The organism is Azospirillum sp. HJ39 (genome assembly GCF_041507355.1).
Classification (GTDB): Bacteria; Pseudomonadota; Alphaproteobacteria; order Azospirillales; family Azospirillaceae; genus Azospirillum; species Azospirillum thiophilum.
In genome coordinates this window covers 203,790-229,179 of the sequence record NZ_CP167905.1, presented here as the reverse complement: position 1 = coordinate 229,179, position 25,390 = coordinate 203,790, and the positions used below count along the sequence as shown (strand labels likewise).

Here is a 25,390-nt window from a genome sequence, read left to right as displayed (position 1 = left end):
TGCAAGGGGAAACGGGTGCGGCAATTCGGGCTTGGGGGATGGGGGGATGGGGAGGCGTCGCGGTGCTGCCCCCTCCCCGACCCTCCCCCGCTCTCGCGGGAGAGGGAGCAAGTGCTTGAGCGGGAAAGCGGCGGCAGTCCCTCCCCCGCCCAGCGGGGGAGGTTAGGTGGGGGTCTGACCCTCCCCTACTCCTTGAAGCCGGCCATATGCTCGAACAGGTGGCGCTTGCGGCGGATCTCCGCTTCCGCCTCGCCGAGCAGGGCCTGGTAGCGGCCGGGGTTGCCGCGCTCCACCGCGCTGAAACGCGCCTCGCCGGCCATGAAGGCGGCCAGACCGGCGGACGGGGCGCCGCTGTCCAGCTGCAGCGCGGTCCCGCCATCGGCAAGGCGGCGCGGGTCGCGGCGGTAGAGCGACCAGTGGCCGCTCTCCACCGCCATCTTCTGATGCTCCAAACCATGCGACAGCTCGTAGCCGTGGGCGACGCAGTGGCTGTAGCCGAGCACCAGCGACGGGCCGCGGTAGCTCTCCGCCTCCATCAGCGCGTTCAGCGTGTGGCTGTCGCGGGCGCCGAAGGCGGTGCGGGCGACATAGACATGGTCGTAGGCCATCGCCATCAGCCCGAGGTCCTTCTTGGCCGCCGAGCGGCCGGCGGTGGCGAACTTGGCCGAGGCGCCGATCGGCGTCGCCTTGGACTGCTGGCCGCCGGTGTTGGAATAGACCTCGGTGTCCATCACCAGGATGTTGACGTCGCGACCCGACGCCAGCGCATGGTCGAGGCCGCCATAGCCGATGTCGTAGGCCCAGCCGTCGCCGCCGACGATCCAGACGCTCTTGCGGACCAGATAGTCGGACAGCTGCTCCAGCCGGCGGGCCAGGGGATCCGGCAGCGCGGCGAGCTGCCCGATCAGAGTGGCGACGCGGCCGCGCTGGGCGACGATGCCGGCGGAACCGGACTGGTCGGCCTGGAGAAGCTCCGTCACCAGACCGGGTTCGAGCCGGCCCGACAGCTGGGCCAGGAGGTCGCGCGCCTGCTCCGACATCTGGTCGATGGCGACGCGCAGGCCGAGGCCGAATTCGGCATTGTCCTCGAACAGGGAATTCGCCCAGGCCGGGCCGTGGCCGGTGGCGTCGGTGGTGTAGGGCGTGGTCGGCAGGTTGCCGCCGAAGATCGACGAGCAGCCGGTCGCGTTCGCCATCACCATGCGGTCGCCGAACAGCTGGGTCAGCATCTTGATGTAGGGAGTCTCGCCGCAGCCGGCGCAGGCGCCGGAGAACTCGAACAGCGGCTCCAGCAGCTGGGTGTGCTTGACGGTGGCCGGAACCGCCTCGCGCGGGATGGCCGGCAGGGTGCGGAAGAAGTCGAACGCTTCCTGCTGGCCGGCCAGCGCATCGATGGGCCGCATCTCCAGCGCCCGGCGGCCGGAACCGCCCTTGTCATGGGCCGGACAGGCGGCGACGCACAGGGTGCAGCCGGTGCAGTCGGCCGGCGAGGCCTGCAGGCGGTAGCGGCCGCCGGGGAACTCGCGGCCCTTGTAGGGGATGGTCTCGAAACCGGCCGGGGCGCCGGCCAGCGCCGATTCGGGCACCACGGTGGCGCGGATGGCGGCATGCGGGCAGACCAGCACGCACTTGTTGCACTCGATGCAGAGGTCGGCGTTCCAGCCCGGCGCCTCCGCCGCGATGCTGCGGCGCTCATATTTGGAGGTGCCGGTCGGCCAGGTGCCGTCGACCGGAAAGGCCGAGACCGGCAGCAGGTCGCCATGGCCGGCGATCATCATGCCGGTGACGCGCTTGACGAAATCGGGCGCGGTCTCCGGCACCGGCGCGGCGCGCATGTGGTCGGCGGTGACGCGGTCGGGCACCGGAACGCGGTGCAGATGGGCCAGCGCCTGATCGACGGCGGCGATGTTGCGGCCGATCACCTGCTCGCCGCGGCGGGCGTAGGTCTTGGCGATGGCCGACTTGATGTCGGCGATGGCGTCGGCCACCGGCATCACGTCGGACAGGGCGAAGAAGCAGGTCTGCATGATGGTGTTGACGCGGCGGCCGAGCCCGACCTCGCGCGCGACCGCGCCGGCATCGATGGCGTGCAGCGAAAGCCTGCGTTCGATGCAGATGCGCTGCACCTCGGCCGGCAGGGAATCCCACACCTGCTGCGGCGTGCCGGGGGCGTTCAGCAGCACGGTGGCGCCGGGGGCGGCCATTTCCACCACCTCCACCCGCTCCATCAGCGGCAGATGGTGGCAGGCGACGAACTGGGCCTGCCCGATCAGGTAGGGCGCGCGGATCGGATCCGTGGCGAAGCGCAGGTGGGAGACGGTGGTCGAGCCTGACTTGCGGCTGTCATAGACGAAATAGGCCTGGGCGTGGCCGCCGGTGCGGCCCTGGATGATCTTGATCGAGTTCTTGTTGGCCCCGACCGTGCCGTCGGCCCCCAGCCCGAAGAAGACGGCGCGCGAGACGCCCGGCTCCTCGACGCCCCACGCCGCATCCCAGGGGATCGAGCGGTGGGTGACGTCGTCGGTGATGCCGACCGTGAAGCGGCGCTTCGGGCGCTCGCGCTTCAGCTCGTCGAACACCGCCTTGGCCATGGCCGGGGTGAATTCCTTCGACGACAGGCCGTAGCGGCCGCCGATGACCATGGGATCGATGGCCGCCGGGTCGGCGGCGCGGGCCTCCGCCAGGGCGGCCACGACGTCGAGATAGAGCGGGTCGGCGACGGCCCCCGGCTCCTTGGTGCGGTCGAGCACGGCGATGCGCCGGACGCCGGCCGGCAGGGCGGAAACGAAATCGGCGATGGCGAAGGGGCGGAACAGCCGCACCGTCAGGCAGCCGACCCGCTCGCCATCGGCCACCAGCCGCTCGACGGCGCCGGCGCAGGTCTCGGCGCCCGAGCCCATCACCACCACCACCCGCTCGGCCTGGGGATGGCCGGTGTAGTCGAACAGGCGGTAGGCCCGGCCGGTGCGGGCGGCGAGCGCGTCCATCATGTCCTGCACGATGGCCGGGCAGGCGTCGTAATAGGGGTTGGCGGCCTCGCGGGCCTGGAAGAAGACGTCGGGATTTTGCGCCGTGCCGCGGATCACCGGATGGTCGGGCGACAGGCCGCGCCGCCGGTGGGCGTCGACGCACGCATCGTCGATCAGGGCGCGCACATCCCCGTCGGCCAGGGTGTGGACGCAGTTGAACTCGTGCGAGGTGCGGAAGCCGTCGAAGAAATGCAGGAAGGGCACCCGCGCCTTCAGGGTCGCGGCATGGGCGACCAGCGCCAGGTCGTGCGCCTCCTGGACATTGGCCGAGGCCAGCATGGCGAAGCCGGTCTGGCGGCAGGCCATCACGTCGGAATGGTCGCCGAAGATCGACAGCGCGTGGGTCGCCAGGGTGCGCGCCGCCACATGCATGCAGAAGGGCGTCAGCTCTCCGGCGATCTTGTACATGTTGGGGATCATCAGCAGCAGGCCCTGCGACGCGGTGAAGGTCGTCGCCAGCGCGCCGGCCTGCAACGCGCCATGGACGGCGCCGGCCGCCCCGCCCTCCGACTGCATCTCCACCACGTCGGGGACGCTGCCCCACAGGTTGGGTCGGCGTGCCGCCGCCCATTCGTCGGCGAACTCGCCCATCGGCGAGGACGGCGTGATGGGATAGATCGCGATGACGTCGCTGGCGCGGTAGGCCACCGACGCCGCTGCCTCGTTGCCGTCCATGATGCGGGCCGCGTTGCGGGTGGCGGCGGTTGCGGGGACGGCGGTGGTGGCGGTCGGTTCAGGGCTGTTGGTCATGCCGGAAATGTCCTCGATGGTGGCGACAGTCGTCTCCGTGGAGCGTCTTCGACGGAAGGGCCGGAAAGGCCGGGTGGGCGGCGGCAAGGCGGCGCGGGAAGGAATCGGGAAAAAAGCAACGGAAAACGGCGGCCGACCTCTTGGATGGTCGTTCGGCAGGGGGCCGGCAGCAATGACGCGCGTCAGTCCGAAGCCGATTTTCCAGCGGTCGCCGTCCTGCACTGCACCACGGTCTGATATATCAATTTTGCAAGGAAGCCCCCATTTTGTCGCACCGCAGCATAGGCGCGGGCCTTATCGCCGCAGCGTCATGTCCCCCGGCACGGCAGGCGGCGGCAGCGATCCGCCGGGCGGACTGGTCGGCCGGGCAACGGAAGGCCCGAGCAGGCCATTGATCCAGATCATTTATCCGGAATTGCCGCTATGGCCTCCTGCATACGGATGCGGTGGCCCGAACGGCACGCCCATCCGGCAGGTCGCAACAGAACAACCCCTCACCCCGAATTTCACCCGGAGTTTTGCTGCATTGCAGCAGCACTGACGCCGCCGATACCGGCGCCACCCATGCTGCATTTGCGAAGACATTGGGCGCCGCAACAACGGACTGCGACATTTTCGCTGGCCCGGAAAGCGGCACCGGAAAGCCACTTGATCACCGCACTGATATATTAATATAACTCTGCCAGCGATGCTCCCGCCCTCTTGAAACGGCGCGGAAGCGCTCCCCGTCGCCCGGCACCGAACCCCCGCCGCGAAGCGTCCCGTTTCACGGACCGCCGCCTTGGGCCCCTACGTGCGCATCGGCGCCTGCCGCAGCAGGCATGTGAGGAAAACATGAAGAAGATCCGTGGTTTGCGGTGGCAAATCCTTGCCCTGATGATGCTCGGCACCGTGGTCAACTACATCGACCGCAACACGCTGGGCATCCTGGCGCCGACGCTCAAGGAGCAGCTCCATTTCACGACCGAGCAGTATTCCTTCATCGTCAGCGCCTTCCAGCTCTGCTACAGCCTGATGCAGCCGGTCGCCGGCTACATCACCGACCTGATCGGGCTGAAGTTCGGCTACGCCATGTTCGCCTTCGTCTGGGGCACCGCCGCCGCCCTGCACGCGCTGGCCGGCGGCTGGCAGTCGATGGCCTTCTTCCGCGGCCTGCTGGGCATCAGCGAGGCGGCCGCCATGCCGTCGGGCGTGAAGACCTCCACCCTGTGGTTCCCGGCCAAGGAACGCTCGATCGCCACCGGCTGGTTCAACACCGGCAGCTCGATCGGCGCCATGGTCGCCCCGCCCTTCGTCATCTGGCTGTCGCTGACCTATGGCTGGCAGGAGGCCTTCCTGGTCACCGGCGCGCTCGGCATCGGCATGTCGGTCCTGTGGTTCATGCTGTACCGCAACCCGGAGAACCATCCGCGCCTGACCAGGGAGGAGCACGCCTACATCCTGGACGGCCAGGAGCATGCCGAGCTGCCGAAGCCGTCGATGAAGCGGGTGCTGGTCAAGGGCAAGTTCTGGGGCATCGCCGCCGCCCGTTTCCTGACCGAGCCGGCGTGGCAGACCTTCAGCTTCTGGATCCCGCTGTACATGGTCTCGACCCGCGGCATGGACATCAAGCAGTTCGCCCTGTTCGCCTGGCTGCCCTTCCTGGCCGGTGACATCGGCTGCGTCCTCAGCGGCTACCTGTCGCCCTTCTTCGTCAAGCGCTTCAACATGTCGCTGGTCAACTCCCGCATCGCCGGCGTCGGCATCGGCGCGGTGTGCATGGTCGGCCCGGCCCTGATCAGCTTCACCGTCAGCCCGATCGCCGCCATCTTCCTGTTCTCGCTGGGAGCCTTCGCCCACCAGATGCTGTCGAGCCTGCTCTACGCCCTGGTCACCGACACCTTCGAGAAGCAGGACGTCGCCACGGCGACCGGCTTCGGCGGCATGGCCGGCTACATGGGCGGCATGATCTTCTCGCTGATCATCGGCCAGCTCGCCACCACCATCGGATATGAGCCGCTGTTCGCCTGCCTGACCGTGTTCGACCTGGCCGCCTTCGCGATCATCGCCCTGGTGCTGGGCCAGCGCGGCGGCAAGGCCGCCAACCCGGCCGGCAACCCGGCCGCCAACCCTGCCGCCGGCACCGCGGACTGACGGCACCGCCGACAGTTCCCCGCGATCCAGGCGCCCCCCGGCTTCACCGCCGGGGGGCGTTCTTGCATCCGCGCCGGGCGGACTGGACAAAAAAACCGGCCGGATGCCGGAAGCCGCTTGCCGAGGGCTTGAGATATTAGTATATTAGCCGCTGTACCGCTGGATGCGCCGTGGTCGATCACGGCACAACTTGTTGGACGTTCCTCTCGGACTTCAGAGCCGCCGGTGCTTCCGGCGGCTCTTTCTTTGTCTCGCGGAAGCGGGGACGGGCGCAGCGGGAGCGTTTCGCCAAGGATTTGCGACTTGGGTTCTGCGGCGGCCCTGCGGCAGCCCTGCGGCGACCTCGCGGCGGCGCCGGACCGGGTTTTCCCCAAGGGTTTCCCTCAGCGATAATCCACGGGAAGTCCGCGGCGGTTCGACCACGCATGCGCGAACACACCCGCTTCCGCTGACGTGTCGACTTCGATACAGTCCGCGGCTCGGGGTATTTGTCGGGCCGGCCGGCAGGGTTCGGGGGAGAGATGCGCGTGTTGCAGACGCCGGAGGCGGGCGATGGGTGGATGGCGAACGACGATCCGGTCACCCTGCTGGATCAGGTCAGCCGGCTCGTCTACGGGATCGGCTTCGCCGAGGGGCTGTTCCCGGCGCAATGGGTGGCCCTGCGCTATTTCCACGATGCGCCGGAACCGGCACGCACCCTGACCGCGCTCGCCCGGTTCCAGAGGATCCATCTGGCCCCCGTCTCGCGCACCGTCTCCACCCTGGTGGACAAGGGCCTGCTCACCCGCCGGCAGCATCCGGGCTTCAAGCGCGGCTGGCTGTTCGACCTGACGGACGACGCGCGGGCGCTGCTGGGCCGCGATCCGCTGCGCCAGTCGCTGGGGCCGCCCGTCGCGGCCATGGCCGAGGACGAGCGGGCGGTTCTGTGCCACCTGATGAAGCGCATCATCGCCCACATGCAGGCCGGCGGCCCGGCGGCGGACGGCACGGACGGCCCGCCGGCCATCTGAGGACCGCCCTGCTCCCTGCTCCCTGCCCCTCTGCCTCTCTGCCCCCTGCCCGGCTTCCTTTCCATCAGAAGGTCAGCCGCTCGACATTCTGCAGCACCAGCTCGTGGCCGTTCTGGTCGTGCAGCGTCACCGACGTCTCGGTGTGGAAGGTCAGGCCGTGGCCCGACTGGTCGAGCGTGTAGCTGCTGTGGTCGAGCTGGTCAATCCAGTTGCCGACGCCCCCGGCGAAGCTGCCCATCTGCACCACGTCGGTCCAGCCGGCGCCGCCGTCGATGGTCAGGTTGCCGTCGCGCGGCGCGAAGATGAACAGGTCGTCCCCCGCCCCGCCCGCCATGCTGGTGGTGCCGCTGCCGGCGTAGAGGGTGTCGGCCCCTGCCGTGCCGGTCAGCGTCGCATTGCCCGACACCTCCACCTGCACCGCCAGCGGGTCGCTGGCCGTCCCCTGCTGGTCGGTGACCGTCACCTCCAGCGTGCGGGCGCCGGTGCCGGCCGGGGTCAGGGCCAGATGCCGCAGGATGTCGGTGTAGGTCGCGGTGGACGCCTCGCCGGACAGCGACAGCCGGTGCGAGCTGTCGTCCCAACTGACCTCGATGCCGGTCCCGGCCACCGTCCTGACGCCGGTGCCGGGGTCGGTGGCGATGGTCAGGCCGTCGAGGTTCAGCGTGTCGCCCGCCTGCGACCCGGTGGCGATGCGGACCGACATGCCGGACATGACGCTGCTGTCGATGTCGGCGATCGTCGCGTCGGCGGCCACCGCCGGATGGCCGGCGGCGTCGGCGGCGATGATGGTGGTGCCATCGGCGGCGTCCAGCACCGGCTTGTCGTTCACCGGATCGACCGTCACCGTCAGGGATTGGGTCGTGGTGGCGCTGTCGGCCCCGTCCTTTGCCGTCACCGCGACCGACAGGGTGACGGTGCCGTTGGCGTCGGCCGGCGGGGTGTAGGTCAGGCCGGCCAGCTGGTCGGCGGTGAGGCTCCAGCTGCCGTCGGCATTGTGGGTGCCGTGGTTCAGGCTGGCGCCGCCGGGCACGCCGGTGATCAGCACCGACAGCGTCTCCAACCCGTCGGTGTCGGTGGAAGCGGCGGCGATCGACAGGGCGATGGCCGCGTCCTCCGACCCGTGGGCGGCGGCGACGGTCAGGCTCGGCGTGTCGGCGACCGGGGTCACCGACACCGCCAGCGTCGCGGTCGTGGTGGCCGCCGCCGCGGTGCCGTCCCTGGAGCTGGCGGTGACGGTCAGGGTGAAGTCGGCGTCGCTGTCGTGCGGCGGGGCGATCTTCAGCCCGGCCAGCTGGCCGGGGGTCAGGGTGACGGAGCCGCTGGCGACGGTCAGGGTGTCGCCGGCCGTGTTGGTCAGGCTGGCCCCGGCCGGGATGCCGGACAGGGTGACGGTCAGCACCTCCGACGTGTCGGTCAGCGTCGCGCCGATGGTCAGCGGGATCGCGCTGTCCTCGTTGCCGGAGGCCGGGGCGACGGTCAGGGTCGGGGCGTCCGACACCGGGTTGACCGTGACCGCCAGCGTCGCGGTCGTGGTGGCCGCCGCCGCAGTGCCGTCCTTGGAGCTGGCGGTGACGGTCAGGGTGAAGTCGGCGTCGCTGTCGGCCGGCGGGGTGATCTTCAGCCCGGCCAACTGGCCGGGGGTCAGGGTGACGGAGCCGCTGGCGACGGTCAGGGTGTCGCCGGCCGTGTTGGTCAGGCTGGCCCCGGCCGGGATGCCGGACAGGGTGACGGTCAGCACCTCCGACGTGTCGGTCAGCGTCGCGCCGATGGTCAGCGGGATCGCGCTGTCCTCGTTGCCGGAGGCCGGGGCGACGGTCAGGGTCGGGGCGTCCGACACCGGGTTGACCGTGACCGCCAGCGTCGCGGTCGTGGTGGCCGCCGCCGCAGTGCCATCCTTGGAGCTGGCGGTGACGGTCAGGGTGAAGTCGGCGTCGCTGTCGGCCGGCGGGGTGATCTTCAACCCGGCCAGCTGGCCGGGGGTCAGGGTGATGGAGCCGCTGGCGACGGTCAGGGTGTCGCCGGCCGTGTTGGTCAGGCTGGCCCCGGCGGGAATTCCGGACAGGGTGACGGTCAGCACCTCCGACGTGTCGGTCAGCGCGGCGCCGATGGTCAGCGGGATCGCGCTGTCCTCGTTGCCGGAGGCCGGGGCGACGGTCAGGGTCGGGGCGTCCGACACCGGGTTGACCGTGACCGCCAGCGTCGCGGTCGTGGTGGCCGCCGCCGCAGTGCCATCCTTGGAGCTGGCGGTGACGGTCAGGGTGAAGTCGGCGTCGCTGTCGGCCGGCGGGGTGATCTTCAACCCGGCCAGCTGGCCGGGGGTCAGGGTGATGGAGCCGCTGGCGACGGTCAGGGTGTCGCCGGCCGTGTTGGTCAGGCTGGCCCCGGTGGGAATGCCGGACAGGGTGACGGTCAGCACCTCCGACGTGTCGGTCAGCGCGGCGCCGATGGTCAGCGGGATCGCGCTGTCCTCGTTGCCGGAGGCCGGGGCGACGGTCAGGGTCGGGGCGTCCGACACCGGGTCGACCGTGACCGCCAGCGTGCCGACAACCGAGACGGGGCTGGCGCTGCCGTCCTTGGCGGTCGCGGTGACGGTCAGGGTGAAGTCGGCATCGCTGTTGGCCGGCGGGGTGATCGCGAGGCCGGCGAGCTGGCCGGGGGCCAGGGCGATGGAGCCGTTGCCGACGGTCAGCACGTCGCCCGCCGCGTTGGTCAGGGTGGAGCCTGCCGGGATGCCGGCGATGGTGACGGTCAGCGTCTCCGACCCGTCGGTGTCGCCCAGCAGCGGGGTGATGGTCAGGGCGATGGGGGTGTCCTCGTCGCCGGTGGCGGGCTGGACGGTCAGGGTCGGGGTGTCGGTCACCGGAGCGACGGTCACCGACAGGGTGGCGCTGGTGGTGGCCGCCGCTGCGGTGCCGTCCTTGGCGATGGCGGTGACGGTCAGGGTGAAGTCGGCGTCGCTGTCGGCCGGCGGGGTGACGGTCAGGCCGGTCAGCTGGGCCGGGGTCAGGGTCCAGACGGTGCTGCCGTCGGCTTGCGTGACGGAAGTGCCGGCGTTGAGGCTGGCACCGGCGGGAACCCCGGCAATGGTGACGGTCAGCGTCTCCGACCCGTCGAGGTCGGTCAGCGCCGGGCTGATGGTCAGCGGGATCGCGCTGTCCTCGTTGCCGGTCGCGGCCTGGACCGACAGGGTGGGTGTGTCCGACACCGCGGTCATGGCGATGGGCAGCGTCACCACCGTCGTCGCGGTGGCGCCGTTGGACTCGATGCTGACGGCGGTGATCGTCAGGGTGATGGCGGCGTCGCTGTCGGCCGGCGGGGTCAGGGTCAGGCCGGCGACCTGGTCGGGGGTCAGGGTCCAGCTGCCGTCGGCATTGCGGGTGCCGGCGGACAGCAGCGCGCCGGTGGGCACGCCGGCGATGGTCAGCAGGCCGAGCCGTTCCGAGCCGTCGGTGTCGGCCAGGGCGACCGACAGGTTGAGCGGGATGACGGTGTCCTCGGTGCCGGTCAGCGGAGTCCCATTCACCGGCCCCCAGGTGACGATGGGCCGGTCGGCGACCGGATCGACGCTGACGCGGAACAGCTGGCTGGTGGTGGCGGTGGCGCCGGTCGACTGCTCGGTCGTCGTCGCCGTCAGGGTCAGCGAGAAGTCGGTGCCGCTGTTGGCCGGCGGCAGCAGCTTCAGCCCGGCGAGCTGGGCGGCGGTCAGCGCGACCGAGCCGGCGGCCGGCGTGAGGATGGTGCCCGACGCATCGACCAGCACGGCGCCGGCCGGCAGGCCGGACAGGACGATGCCCATCGTCTCCGACCCGTCGGTGTCGACCAGCGAGGCCGACAGGTTGAGCGCGATCAGCGAATCCTCGCTGCCCGAGGCGTTGGCGACGATGACGGTCGGGGCGTCGGTCACCGCGGTGACGTCGACATGGATGGTGGCGGTGGTGCTGGCGGTGTCCTTGTTCGAACTTTCCAGGCTGGTGGCGGTCAGCGTCAGGTCCATGCCGCCGGAATAGTTGCGCGGCGGCGTGACGGTCAGCCCGGCCAGCTCCGACGGCTTCAGCGTCCAGGAGCCGTCGCCGTTGTTGGAACCGTGGTTCAGCACCGCGCCGGCCGGCAGGCCGGACAGGATGACCGCCATCGTCTCCGACCCGTCGGTGTCGGCGAGCGCGGCCGAGACGTTGAGCGCGATGGCGGTGTCCTCCGCCCCGGTCGCCGCGGCGACGGTCACGATGGGGGCGTCGGCCGCCGCGGTGTAGGTGACGGTGAAGCTCCTGGACGACCAGGCCGGTGTTGCCGTGCCGTCCTGGGCCGCCGCGTCGACGGTGAGGGTGACGGTGCCGGCATAGTCGGCCGGCGGCGTCAGGGTCAGCGCCGCCTTCTCCGCCGGGGTCAGGGTCGTCAGGTCGTAGACGCCGCTGCCGAGCGCGGTGCCGGCCGACAGGGTGAAGCCGGCCGGCACGGTGACGCGCAGGGCGGTGATCGCCTCGGCGGTGCCGACCAGATCGGTGACGGTCGCGGCGATGGACAGGCTGGCCGCGTGGTCCTCCTGCACCGTGGCGCCGCTGGCGGCGATGGCCGGGGCGTCGCTGACCGGCGCGACCGTCACCGTCAGCGTCTCCGTCGTCGTCGCGCGGTCGGCGTTGCTGCTCTCGCGCGCCACCGCGGTGACGCTGAGCTGGAAGGTGCCGCTGGCGTCGGCCGGCGGGGTGAATTTCAGCCCGGCGAGCTGGGCCGGTGTCAGCACCCAACGGCCGGGGTGGGTGGAGTCCTCGAACCCGGCGGACAGCGAGGCGCCGGCCGGCACCCCGTCGATGACGATGCTGGCCAGCGTCTCGGAGCCGTCGGTGTCGGTCAGCGCGGCCGAGATGCTCAGCGCGATGGACGTGTCCTCGTCGCCCGAGGCCGCCTGGACCGCCAGCGCCGGAGCGTCGGCGACCGCGGTGACCGTCACCGACTGGGACAGCGTGGTCTGGGCTCCCGACACGCCGGAGGTCACGACGACGCCGAGCGTGAAGTCGGCGTCGCTGTTGTGCGGCGGCGCGATCGCCAGGCCGGCGAGCTGGGCCGGCGTCAGGGTGATGGACCCGCCGCTGACGGTCAGCGTGTCGCCGGCCGCGTTGGTCAGGCTGGCGCCGGACGGGATGCCGGACAGGGTGACGGCGGTCACGCTCTGCCAGTCGGCCAGGCCGGTGTCGAGATGCAGGGCGACCGCGTTGTCCTCGGCGGTGGTGACCGCCGCCGGCCGGGCGCTGCCGACGCTGGGGTCGACCGGAGGGGGCGGTGGCGGCGGAGGCGGCGGAGGGGGAGGAGGCGGGGGCGGAGGGGGCGGCGGGCTGGTCGGGTCGCCGCCGCCCGGGTCGCCGGTGCCGCCGCCCGGGTTGCCGCCGGTGCCGCCACCGTTCGACCCTTGGGCGACGGTCCAGCTCAGCACGAAGCTGTCGGAGACGCTGGTGTTGCGGTCGCCCTCGCTCTCGATGCTGAAGGGCCGGACGGTCAGGGTCATGCTGCCCTGGTCGTAGGTCTGGCCGTTGCTGGTCACGCTGGTATGGCTGATGCCGGAGGCGTTGGCGTCCAGCACGGTCAGCTTGAGGCCGCCTTCGGCCAGCGCCGCCGCATAGTCGGCCGGGGTCAGCGTCCAGGTGCCGTCGCCATTGTCGAGGCCGCGCGACAGCACCGTGCCCTTCGGCACGCCGTCGATGATGACCGCCAGCGATTCCGAGCCGTCGGTGTCCTGGAGGACCGCGTTCAGGTTCAGCACCATGCCGGTGGGCACGCCGGCCGTCGACTGGTCGTCGACATGGTAGGCCTCCAGCGTGCCGTCGGCGGCCCTGGACATCGGCGCGTCGGCGACGGCGGCGATCGCCACGGTCGGGGTGTAGGTCCGGGTCAGGCTGTCGCCGCCGTCGGTCGCCGTCACCTTGACGGTGATCTGGAAATCGTCGGCGTTGTTGGCGGGGACATGCAGGCGCAGGCCGCCGAGCCTGGCCGGATCGACCGTCCAGCTGCCGTCGCCGTTGTCGGTCAGGGCGCCGGCGATGGTGCTGGTCAGCGTCACCCCGGCCGGCAGGCCGGAGATGACGATGGAGGAGATGTGCTCCGACCCGTCGCTGTCGCCGGTCACCGCGGAGATGGTCAGCGGGATGCCGCCGGGATTGTCCTCCGGCGCGCTGGCGCCGATCGAGACCGACGGCTCGTCCGCCACCGGGTCGATGGTGACGGTCAGGTCGCGGGTCTGCTTCAGCGTCCCGCCCGAGGTCACGCCGTTCGCCGTGACGATCGGCGCGCCGTTGCTGTCGGTGGTGATGACGTCCACCTTCAGCGTGAGCGTGCCGGCGAAGTCCTTCTTCGTCGTCAGCGTCAGCTCGTTGCGGTACTCGACATCCACCGACCAGCGGCCGTTGCCGAGATAGACCAGCCCGCTCTCGTGCCCGGCGGCCAGCGACAGGCTGGAGCCGTCCGGCAGGTTGCTGATGACCAGCGACAGCCGCTCCGACCCGTCGGTGTCGGTCAGCTGCAGGTTGCCGAGCTGGAGGTTGACCGCGGTGTCCTCGCGGCCGCTGGCGCTGAGGGCTCCGGTCGGCGTCGCCACGTCGGCCACGCCCTGCACCTCGACATGGACGGTCACCGCCGCGGCGTCGGCGGTGGAGCCGTTGGAGGATTCCGTCGCCCGCGCGGTGAAGGTCAGGTCGAAGCCGCTGTTGGAGTTGGCCGGCGGGGTGATGGTCAGGCCGGTCAGGTCGGCGACCGTCAGCACCCATTTGCCGAGGCCGGCGTCAAAGGTGCCGTGGTTCAGCGTGGCGCCGGCCGGCACGCCGCCGACCAGGATGCTGAGGCTTTCCGAACCGTCGCGGTCGGTCAGGGCGGCGACCACCGACAGCGGGATGGCGGTGTCCTCGCGCCCGACCGCCGGGCTGGCCGACAGCACCGGCGTGTCGGCCACGGCGTTGACCGTCACCGCGAAGGACTGCGGGGCCGAGGTGGCGGTGGTGCGGCCCTCGACCGAGGTGGCGGTCACGGTCAGCGTCACCGTGCCGGCATAGTTGGCCGGCGGGGTGAAGGTGAGGCCCGCGAGCTGCGCCGGGGTCAGGGTCCAGCTGCCGTCGGCATTGTGGATGCCGGCCGACAGGCTGGCCCCTTCCGGCACGCCGGTGATGGTGATGTGGTCCAGCGTCTCGCCGGTGGTGTCGGACAGCCGGGCGTCGATCGACAGCGCGATGGCGGTGTCCTCGTTGCCGGCGGCCGGCGGCAGGGTGACGAGGGGGGCGTCGGCCACGCCGGTCACGGTGACCGACAGGGTCGCCGGGCTGGAGGTCGCGGTCGAGCCGTTCTCCCGCTCCGCCGAGGTCGTGGTGACGGAGAGCGTGATGGTGCCGGAGAAATCGTGCGGCGGGGTCAGCGTCAACCCGGCGAGCTGGGCCGGGGTCAGCGTCCAGACGGTGGTCCCGTCCGGCTGGGTGACGGAGGTGCCGGCGCTGAGGCTGGCACCGGCCGGGACGCCGCTGATGGTGATGGTGGCAATGCTCTCAGACCCGTCGGTGTCGGTCAGGGCCGGGGTGATCGACAGCGCGACCGCGGTGTCCTCGGCGGTCGTCGCGGCGGCGGCGGTCACGGTCGGCGTGTCGGCCACCGCATCGACGGCGATGGTGCCGGTCGCCGTCTGCACCCGGTGCGAGGCACCGGAGCCGCTGCCGTCGATTGTCCCGACCGTCAGGGTGTAGACGAGGTCGGCGTCGGAATTGTGCAGGGTGGTGACGGTCAGGCCCTGCACCGTCCAGGCGCCGGCCGTGCCGCCGACCGCGGCCAGGGCCGAGGTCGGGATCGTCCAGCTGTAGTTGCCCGAGGCGTCGGGGCCGCTGCGGGTCAGCTCGACGCCGTTCAGGTAGAGCTTGGCGCCGCCCGCATCCTGCTGGGAGGCGGGGATCGACAGCGTGACGCTCTCCACCGCCTCGGGGCTGGCGGCGTCGGTGTCGCTGAGGGTGATGGTCGGGGCGAGCGCGATGCCGCCCGCCGCGTCCTCGTTGCCACGGCCGTTCAGCGTGGTGATCTGGAAGGCGTCGGCGACCGGGGCGACGGTGATGGTCTGCACGGCGGTCGAGCTGCCGCCATAGGCGTCGGTCACCGTGAAGGTGAAGGTCTCGGTGCCGCTGAAATCGGCGTCGGGGGTGTAGGTGAAGCTGCCGTCTGCGTTCACCACCAGCGTGCCATGGCCGAGCCGGACCGGCTGGCCGTTGTCGCCCGGTCCCTTGAAGGTCAGGCTGTCGTCGGTGCGCCCGTTGAGCGTGTCCTGGTCGGTGGCGACGAGGCGGCTGGTGACCGCGTTGTCCTCGCTGGTGGCGGTGGTGGCCGCGGTCGCGGTGGCGGTCGGGGTGTAGTTCAGCGTCTCGCGCACATCGACCGGCCGGCCGTCGACATAGAGCTCCAGCTTCTCGAAATCGACGATCTTCAGGCCGAGCGCCGCCAGGGTGGTGGCGCCGGAGGTCGAGGTGTCGGCGGTCGCGGCGTTCGGCTTGGCAGCCGCCGCCTCGATCAGGTCGCGCAGGGTGCGCAGGTCGGCCAGGATGGCCGGGTTGGACAGCTGGGCCGAGGTCAGCATGACGCGGAAGGTGTCGATGCCGGTGTCGCCGTCCTGCAGCTCGGGGCTGGAGGAGGTGCCGCCGTCGGTGCCGACGGTGAAGATCGACAGGTCGTCGCCCGCCCCGCCGGAGATTGTGTCGCGGCCGGCGCCGCCGGTGATGGTGTCGTTGCCGGTGCCGCCGATCAGGACGTTGGCGCCGCTGTTGCCGGTGATGACGTCGTCGAAGGCAGAGCCGGTGACGTTCTCCAGGTTGCGCAGGGTGTCGGTGCCCTCGCCGGTGCCGATGCCGGTCGCGAGGTTGGCGTTCACCGCGGTGGCTGAGTCGGCGTAGGTCACCGTGTCGGTGCCGTCGCCGCCGTCGATGGTGTCGTCGCCGAGGCCGCCGGCCAGCAGGTCGGTGCCGGTGCCGCCGTCCAGGCTGTCGTCGCCGGCACCGCCGCGCAGGGTGTCGTTGCCGGCGCCGCCATAGATGGTGTCGTTGCCGTCGCCGCCCGACAGGCTGTCGTTGCCCTGCGGCGTGTTGGTGAAGGTGACGGTCAGGGTCTTGGGCGTGCCGGTGGCGGTGCTGGCGTTCTCCTGCTCGACCGTCGTCGCGGTGACGGAGAGATTGATGGTGCTGTTGGTGGCGCCTTCCCTGGCGGTCAGCGTCAGGCCGGCCAGCTGGGCGGTGGTGAGGGTCCAGCTGGTGGTGCCGTCGGGCTGGGTGACCGAGGTGCCGGCGCTGAGCGTCGCACCGGCGGGCACGCCGGAGATCGTCACCTTGGAGATCGTCTCCGACCCGTCGATGTCGGACAGGGCGGCGGCGATGGTCAGCGCCCGGGTGAAGGTGCCGGTACCGTCGCCATAGATCACGTCGTCGCCGGCACCGCCGGTGATGGTGTCGTTGCCGGCGCCGCCCGACAGCGTGTCGTTGCCGGACGTGCCGGTCAGCGTGTCGTTCTGCCCGACCTTCAGGTCGTAGGTGATCGGCGTGACGGTGACGGTCGGCGCATCGGCCACCGCGACGACGGTGACGGCCAGCGCCTGCTGGACGGAAACCGCGCTGGCGACGCCGTCCTTGGCGGTGGCGGTGACGGTCAGGGTGAAATCGACGTCGCTGTCATGCTTCGGCGTGACGGTCAGGCCGGTCAGCTGGGCCTTGGTCAGCGTCCAGGTGGTGGTGCCGTCGGGCTGGGTGACCGAGGTGCCGGCGCTGAGGGTGGCACCGGCGGGAACCCCGGCGATGGTGACGGTCAGCGTCTCCGAGCCGTCGGTATCGGTCAGGGCCGAGGAGATGGTCAACGGGATCGCGCTGTCCTCGTTGCCGGTGGCGGCCGAGACGGACAGGGTGGGCGTGTCGGTGACGGGGTTGACCGTCACCAGAAGCGGCGCGCTGGTGGTCGCCTCCACCGCGGTTCCGTCCTTGGCGACGGCGGTGACGGTCAGGGTGAAATCGACGTCGCTGTTGGCTGGCGGCGTGATCGTCAGGCCGGTCAGCTGAGCCGGCGTCAGCGTCCAGGTCGTGCTGCCGTCGGGCTGGGTAACCGGGGTGCCGGCGCTGAGGCTGGCCCCGGCCGGAACGCCGGAGATGCGGATGGTCAGCGTCTCGGAACCGTCGGTGTCGGTCAGCGCCGGGGCAATCGTCAGCGGGATCGCCGTGTCCTCGTTGCCGGTGGCGGCGGAGACGGACAGCGTCGGCGCGTCGGAGACCGGGTTGACGGTGACGGCCAGCGTCTGGCTGACCGACACCGGGGCGGCGACGCCGTCCTTGGCGGTCGCGGTGACGGTCAGGGTGAAATCGACGTCGCTGTTGGGCGGCGGCGTGATCGTCAGGCCGGCAAGCTGGGCCGGGGTCAGCGTCCAGGTCGTGCTGCCGTCGGGTTGCGTGACGGACGTGCCGGCGCTGAGGCTGGCACCGGCCGGAACGCCTGCGATGGTGATGCTCAGCGTCTCCGAGCCGTCGAGGTCGGTCAGCGCCGGACTGATGGTCAGCGGGATCGCCGCGTCCTCGTTGCCGGTCGCGGCGGAAACCGACAGGGTCGGCGTGTCGGTCACCGGGTTGACCGTGACCGCCAGCGTCTGGCTGACCGACACCGGGGAAGCGACGCCGTCCTTGGCGGTCGCGGTGACGGTCAGTGTGAAGTCGACATCGCTGTTGGCCGGCGGCGTGACGGTCAGGCCGGCAAGCTGCGCCGGGGTCAAGGTCCAGGTCGTGCTGCCATCGGCTTGCGTGACGGACGTGCCGGCGCTGAGCCTGGCACCGGCCGGAACCCCGGCGATGGTGACGGTCAGCGTCTCCGAGCCGTCGAGGTCGGTCAGCGCCGGGCTGATCGTCAGCGGGATCGCGCTGTCCTCGTTGCCGGTCGCCGCCTGGACGCTGAGGGTCGGCGTGTCCGTCACCGGGTTGACCGTCACCAGCAGCGGCGCACTGGCGGTCGCCGTCGTGGCGGCTCCATCCTTGGCGATGGCGGTCACGGTCAGGGTGAAATCGACGTCGCTGTTGGCCGGCGGCGTGACGGTCAGGCCGGTCAGCTGGGCCTTGGTCAGCGTCCAGGTGGTGGTGCCGTCGGCTTGCGTGACCGAAGTGCCGGCGCTGAGGCTGGCACCGGCCGGAACCCCGGCAATGGTGATGCTCAGCGTCTCGGAACCGTCGGTGTCGGTCAGCGCCGGGCTGATGGTCAGCGGGATGGCGCTGTCCTCGTTGCCGGTGGCGGCGGAGACGGACAGGGTCGGCGTGTCGGTCACCGGGTTGACGGTGACGGCCAGCGTCTGGCTGACCGACACGGGCGAGGCCACGCCATCCTTGGCGATGGCAGTGACCGTGAGGGTGAAATCCACGTCGCTGTTGGGCGGCGGCGTGACGGTCAGGCCGGCAAGCTGGGCCGGGGTCAGGGTCCAGGTCGTGCTGCCGTCAGGCTGGGTGACGGACGTGCCGGCGCTGAGGCTGGCCCCGGCCGGAACGCCGGCAATGGTGATGCTCAGCGTCTCGGAGCCGTCGAGGTCGGTCAGCGCCGGGCTGATGGTCAGCGGGATCGCCGTGTCCTCGTTGCCGGTCGCGGCCGAGACGGACAGGGTCGGCGTGTCCGACACCGGGTTGACCGTCACCAGCAGCGGCGCGCTGGTGGTCGCCGCCGTGGCGGCTCCATCCTTGGCGATGGCGGTCACGGTCAGGGTGAAGTCGACGTCGCTGTTGGCCGGCGGCGTGACGGTCAGGCCGGCAAGCTGGGCCGGGGTCAGGGTCCAGGTCGTGCTGCCGTCGGCTTGCGTGACGGAGGTGCCGGCGCTGAGAACCGCCCCGGCGGGAACCCCGGCGATGGTGACGCTCAGCGTCTCCGACCCGTCGAGGTCGGTCAGCGCCGGGTCGATGGACAGCGGAATCGCCGTGTCCTCGCTGCCGGTCGCGGCCGAGACGGCCAGGGTGGGGGTGTCCGACACCGGATTGACCGCCACCGCCAGCGTCTCGCTCACCGACACCGGGGCGGCCTGACCGTCGCGGGCGGTGGCGGTGACGGTCAGGGTGAAGTCGACATCGCTGTTGGCCGGCGGCGTGACGGTCAGGCCGGCAAGCTGCGCCGGGGTCAAGGTCCAGGTCGTGCTGCCATCGGGTTGCGTGACGGACGTGCCGGCGCTGAGGCTGGCACCGGCCGGAACCCCGGCGATGGTGACGGTCAGCGTCTCCGAGCCGTCGAGGTCGGTCAGCGCCGGGCTGATCGTCAGCGGGATGGCACTGTCCTCGTTGCCGGTGGCGGCGGAGACGGACAGGGTGGGCGTGTCCGTCACCGGGTTGACCGTGACCGCCAGCGTCTGGCTGACCGACACCGGGGAAGCAACGCCGTCCTTGGCGGTCGCGGTGACGGTCAGTGTGAAATCGACGTCGCTGTTGGCCGGCGGCGTGACGGTCAGGCCGGCAAGCTGCGCCGGGGTCAAGGTCCAGGTCGTGCTGCCGTCGGCTTGCGTGACGGAGGTGCCGGCGCTGAGGCTGGCCCCGGCCGGAACGCCTGCGATGGTGACGGTCAGCGTCTCCGAGCCGTCGAGGTCGGTCAGCGCCGGGCTGATCGTCAGCGGGATCGCGCTGTCCTCGTTGCCGGTCGCCGCCTGGACGCTGAGGGTGGGCGTATCGGTGACCGGGTTGACCGTCACCAGCAGCGGCGCGCTGGCGGTCGCCGCCGTGGCGCTGCCGTCCTTGGCGATGGCGGTGACGGTCAGGGTGAAGTCGACATCGCTGTTGGCCGGCGGCGTGACGGTCAGGCCGGCAAGCTGGGCCGGGGTCAGGGTCCAGGTCGTGCTGCCATCGGCTTGCGTGACGGACGTGCCGGCGCTGAGGCTGGCCCCGGCCGGAACCCCGGCGATGGTGACGGTCAGCGTCTCCGAGCCGTCGAGGTCGGTCAGCGCCGGGCCGATCGTCAGCGGGATCGCGCTGTCCTCGTTGCCGGTGGCGGCGGAGACGGACAGGGTGGGCGTGTCCGTCACCGGGTTGACCGTGACCGCCAGCGTCTGGCTGACCAACACCGGGGAAGCAACGCCGTCCTTGGCGGTCGCGGTGACGGTCAGTGTGAAATCGACGTCGCTGTTGGCCGGCGGCGTGACGGTCAGGCCGGCAAGCTGCGCCGGGGTCAAGGTCCAGGTCGTGCTGCCATCGGCTTGCGTGACGGACGTGCCGGCGCTGAGGCTGGCCCCGGCGGGAACTCCGGCAATGGTGACGGTCAGCGTCTCCGAGCCGTCGAGGTCGGTCAGCGCCGGGCTGATCGTCAGCGGAATCGCGCTGTCCTCGTTGCCGGTGGCGGCGGAGACGGACAGCGTCGGCGTGTCGGTCACCGGGTTGACGGTGACGGCCAGCGTCTGGCTGACCGACACGGACGAGGCCACGCCGTCCTTGGCGATGGCAGTGACCGTGAGGGTGAAATCCACGTCGCTGTTGGCCGGCGGGGTGACGGTCAGGCCGGCAAGCTGGGCAGGCGTCAGAGTCCAGGTCGTGCTGCCGTCAGGTTGCGTAACCGAGGTGCCGGCGCTGAGGCTGGCACCGGCGGGAACTCCGGCAATGGTGATGCTCAGCGTCTCCGACCCGTCGAGGTCGGTCAGCGCCGGGCTGATCGTCAGCGGGATCGCGCTGTCCTCGTTGCCGGTGGCGGCGGAGACGGACAGGGTCGGCGTGTCGGTCACCGGGTTGACGGTGACGGCCAGCGTCTGGCTGACCGACACGGGCGAGGCCACGCCGTCCTTGGCGATGGCAGTGACCGTGAGGGTGAAATCCACGTCGCTGTTCGACGGCGGCGTGACGGTCAGGCCGGCAAGCTGCGCCGGGGTCAAGGTCCAGGTCGTGCTGCCGTCGGGCTGGGTGACGGACGTGCCGGCGCTGAGGCTGGCCCCGGCCGGAACCCCGGCGATGGTGATGCTCAGCGTCTCCGAGCCGTCGAGATCGGTCAGCGCCGGGCCGATCGTCAGCGGGATCGCGCTGTCCTCGTTGCCGGTCGCCGCCTGGACGCTGAGGGTCGGCGTATCGGTCACCGGGTTGACGGTGACGGCCAGCGTCTGGCTGACCGACACCGGGGCGGCGACGCCGTCCTTGGCGGTCGCGGTCACGGTCAGGGTGAAATCGACGTCGCTGTTGGCCGGCGGCGTGACGGTCAGGCCGGCAAGCTGCGCCGGCGTCAGCGTCCAGGTGGTGCTGCCGTCGGCTTGCGTGACGGACGTGCCGGCGCTGAGGCTGGCACCGGCCGGAACCCCGGCGATGGTAATGCTCAGCGTCTCGGAGCCGTCGAGGTCGGTCAGCGCTGGGCTGATCGTCAGGGGGATGGCGCTGTCCTCGTTGCCGGTCGCCGCCTGAACGCTGAGAGTCGGCGTGTCCGTCACCGGGTTGACCGTCACCAGCAGCGGCGCACTGGCGGTCGCCGTCGTGGCGGCTCCATCCTTGGCGATGGCGGTGACGGTCAGGGTGAAATCGACGTCGCTGTTGGCGGGCGGCGTGACGGTCAGGCCGGCAAGCTGCGCCGGGGTCAAGGTCCAGGTCGTGCTGCCGTCGGGTTGCGTGACGGACGTGCCGGCGCTGAGGCTGGCACCGGCCGGAACCCCGGCGATGGTGACGGTCAGCGTCTCGGAGCCGTCGAGGTCGGTCAGCGCCGGGCTAATCGTCAGCGGAATCGCGCTGTCCTCGTTGCCGGTCGCGGCGGAGACGGACAAGGTGGGCGTGTCGGTCACCGGGTTGACCGTGACCGCCAGCGTCTGGCTGACCGACACCGGGGAAGCGACGCCGTCCTTGGCCGTTGCCGTCACCGTCAGAGTGAAATCGACATCGCTGTTGGCCGGCGGCGTGACGGTCAGGCCGGCGAGCTGGGCCGGGGTCAGCGTCCAGGTCGTGCTGCCATCGGCTTGCGTGACGGACGTGCCGGCGCTGAGGCTGGCCCCGGCGGGAACTCCGGCAATGGTGACGGTCAGCGTCTCCGAGCCGTCGAGGTCGGTCAGCGCCGGGCTGATCGTCAGCGGGATCGCGCTGTCCTCGTTGCCGGTCGCCGCCTGGACGCTGAGGGTGGGCGTATCGGTGACGGGGTTGACCGTCACCAGCAGCGGCGCGCTGGCGGTCGCCGCGGTGGCGCTGCCGTCCTTGGCGATGGCGGTGACGGTCAGGGTGAAATCGACGTCGCTGTTGGCCGGCGGCGTGACGGTCAGGCCGGCAAGCTGGGCCGGGGTCAGGGTCCAGGTCGTGCTGCCGTCAGGTTGCGTGACCGAAGTGCCGGCGCTGAGGCTGGCACCGGCCGGAACCCCGGCAATGGTGATGCTCAGCGTCTCGGAGCCGTCGAGGTCGGTCAGCGCCGGGCTGATGGTCAGCGGGATCGCCGTGTCCTCGTTGCCGGTCGCGGCCGAGACGGACAGGGTCGGCGTGTCCGACACCGGGTTCACCGTCACCAGCAGCGGCGCGCTGGTGGTCGCCGCCGTGGCGGCTCCATCCTTGGCGATGGCGGTGACGGTCAGGGTGAAATCGACGTCGCTGTTGGCCGGCGGCGTGACGGTCAGGCCGGCAAGCTGGGCCGGGGTCAAGGTCCAGGTCGTGCTGCCGTCGGCTTGCGTGACGGAGGTGCCGGCGCTGAGAACCGCCCCGGCGGGAACCCCGGCGATGGTGACGGTCAGCGTCTCCGACCCGTCGAGGTCGGTCAGCGCCGGGCCGATCGTCAGCGGGATCGCGCTGTCCTCGTTGCCGGTCGCGGCCGAGACGGCCAGGGTGGGGGTGTCCGACACCGGATTGACCGTCACCGCCAGCGTCTGGCTGACCGACACCGGCGCGGCCTGACCGTCGCGGGCGGTGGCGGTGACGGTCAGGGTGAAGTCGGCGTCGCTGTTGGCCGGCGGGGTGATCGCCAGCCCGGCGAGCTGCTCCGGCGTCAGGGTGACGGTGCCGCCGGCAATCGTCAGCGTATCGCCGGCCGTATTGCTCAGGGTGGCTCCTGCCGGAATGCCGCTGAGGGTGACGGTCAGCGTCTCCGAGCCGTCGAGGTCGGTCAGCGCCGGGTCGATGGTCAGCGGGATCGCCGTATCCTCGCTGCCGGTGGCGGCGGCGACGGTCAGGGTGGGCGTGTCGGTGACGGGAGTGACGGTGACCAGCAGCGGGGCGGCGGTTTCGGCGACCGCGGCGACGCCGTCCTTGGAGGTCGCGGTGACGGTCAGGGTGAAATCGTCGTCGCTGTTCCAGGGCGGGGTGATGGTCAGGCCCGCCAGCTGGCCCGGCGTCAGGGTGATGGCGCCGTCGACGATGGTCAGCGTGTCGCCGGCCGCGTTGCCCAGGCTGGCGCCGGCGGGAATGCCGGCGATGGTGACGGTCAGCGTCTCCGACCCGTCGATGTCGGTCAGGGCGGGGTCGATGGACAGCGGGATCGCCGCGTTCTGCGCGCCGGTCGCATCCTGCACGCCGAGCGTCGGCGCGTCCGACACCGGGTTGACGGTGACGAGCAGCGGCGCGCTGGTGCTGACGGGGTCGGCACTGCCGTCGCGCGCGGTCGCCGTGACGGTGAGGGTGAAGTCGGCGTCGCTGTCGTGCGGCGGGGTGATCGCCAGCCCGGCGAGCTGCCCGGGCGCCAGCGTGATCGAGCCGTTGCTGACGGTCAGCGTCTCGCCCGCGCCGTTGCGCAGGGTGGCGCCTGCCGGAATCCCGCTGATGGTGACGGTGAGGGATTCCGAGCCGTCGAGGTCGGTCAATGCCGGATCGATGGTCAGCGGAATCGCCGTGTCTTCGTCGCCGCCGGCTGCCGAGACCGACAGCGTCGGGGTGTCGGTGACCGGGTTGACGGTGACGAGAAGCGGCGCGCTCGTGCTGGCGGGAGCGGCGCTGCCGTCGGTGCTGGTCGCGGTCACCGTCAGGGTGAAGTCGGCGTCGCTGTTGGCCGGCGGGGTGATGGTCAGCCCGGCGAGCTGGTCCGGCGTCAGGGTCGCGCTGCCGTCGACCACGGCAAGCACGCCGCCGGCAGTGCGCAGAACCGCACCGGTCGGGATGCCGGACAGGGTGATGGTGAGGGATTCCGACCCGTCGGTGTCGGTCAGGGCCGGGGCGATGGTCAGCGGGATCGCCGTGTCCTCGCTGCCGGTCGCGGCCTGGACGGCCAGCACCGGCATGTCGGAAACCGGGTTGACCGTCACCAGCAGGGGCGCGCCGGTGCTGGCGGGAGCGGCGCTGCCGTCGGTGCTGGTCGCGGTGACGGTGAGGGTGAAGTCGACGTCGCTGTTCAGCGGCGGGGTGATCGCCAGCCCGGCGAGCTGCCCCGGCGTCAGGGTGACGGAGCCGCCGACGATGGTCAGCGCGTCGCCGGCCGCGTTGGTCAGGACCGCGCCGGCCGGGATGCCGGCGATGGTGACGCTCAGCGTCTCCGACCCGTCGGTGTCGGTCAGCGCCGGGGCGATGGTCAGCGGGATCGCCGTGTCCTCGCTGCCGGTCGCGGCCGAGACGGACAGGGTGGGCGTGTCCGACACCGGGTTGACGGTGACCGGCAGGGTGGCGGTGACGCTGGCCGGGGCGGCGCTGCCGTCGGTGCTGGTCGCCGTCACCGTCAGGGCGAAGCTGTCGCCGCTGTCGGGCGGCGGGGTCAGAGTCAGGCCGGCGATCTGCGAGGCGGTCAGCACGATGCTGCCGTCCACCACGGACAGCACCGCGCCGGTGCCGTCGCGCAGCACCGCGCCCTCCGGGATGCCGGACAGGGTGACGGTCAGCAGCTCGGAACTGTCGGTCAGTGCGGCGGCGATGTTCAGGGCGATGGCGCTGTCTTCGTCGCCGGACACGCCGCTCACCGCGAGGCTCGGCGTGCTGGACACCGGCGCCGCGGTGGCGGGGGTTGTGGCGGCGGTCGTGGCGGCGGCGGGAACCCCATCCGAGAGAATGGTCGCGGCGTCGATGGCCGGGACCGTGCCGCTGCCGTTCGCCCGCTCGGGCGTCTCCGGAGACACGATGGCGGAGGCAGCGGCGGCCAGCGGCGTGAAGACCGAGGTCGTGCGCGGGTTGGACAGCAGCGCCGCCCCCTCGGCGGAGGCGGTGCCGGTCTCGCCGCCCTCCCCTTCCGACAGGCCGGAGCCGTCGGAACCGGCCGGCCCGGAGCCCCGCGTCCCCTGGGTGCGCAGCACGTCGCCGGTCAGCAGCTGCGCGGTCGCCGCCTGGTCGGCCGCCACCGCGACGGCCTCGCCGACGACGCTGCCGATCTGCACGGCACCGCCGACCATCAGATCCTCGGCGCCGCGATAATCGGTCTGCACATAGCCCAGCGTGTCGTCGGGCCGTTGCAGCTCGACATTGCTGGCCTCGTGGATCACGCCGCCCAGGCGGGTGCCGTCCACCTCTTGCAGGAGGGTCAGATCGTCCAGGATTTGACGGTCGTCCACAGCCGCGCTGGTGCCCTGAACCGCTTCCTCAGCCATCGGACCGCTCCCCCCTGGTCTGGCGCGGCTGT

4 protein-coding genes are annotated in these 25,390 nt (G+C 71.4%); 2 read left to right on the top strand and 2 right to left on the bottom strand.

Features of this window, described 5'->3' with window-relative positions; all coding sequences use genetic code 11:
- Positions 1-185 precede the first annotated feature (185 nt).
- A complete protein-coding gene (gene nifJ, locus ABMY26_RS01710) occupies positions 186-3,704 on the bottom strand; it encodes a pyruvate:ferredoxin (flavodoxin) oxidoreductase (RefSeq protein WP_372395109.1) in 3,519 nt (1,172 codons plus the stop codon).
- 909 nt (positions 3,705-4,613) lie between these two features.
- Here nifJ and ABMY26_RS01705 point away from each other — a divergent pair.
- On the top strand, positions 4,614-5,912 hold the full coding sequence (locus tag ABMY26_RS01705; protein WP_372394745.1) for an MFS transporter: 1,299 nt from the start codon (positions 4,614-4,616) through the stop codon (positions 5,910-5,912).
- A 527-nt stretch (positions 5,913-6,439) separates the two neighbouring features.
- Complete coding sequence (locus ABMY26_RS01700) at positions 6,440-6,922, top strand: MarR family transcriptional regulator (protein WP_372394744.1); 483 nt, start codon at positions 6,440-6,442, stop codon at positions 6,920-6,922.
- Positions 6,923-6,986: 64 nt separating this feature from the next.
- Here the strand turns inward: ABMY26_RS01700 and ABMY26_RS01695 are convergent, their stop codons facing one another.
- Entirely contained in the window at positions 6,987-25,358 is an 18,372-nt protein-coding gene (locus ABMY26_RS01695) for a beta strand repeat-containing protein (RefSeq protein WP_372394743.1), read from the bottom strand.
- Between the last annotated feature and the right edge of the window lie 32 nt (positions 25,359-25,390).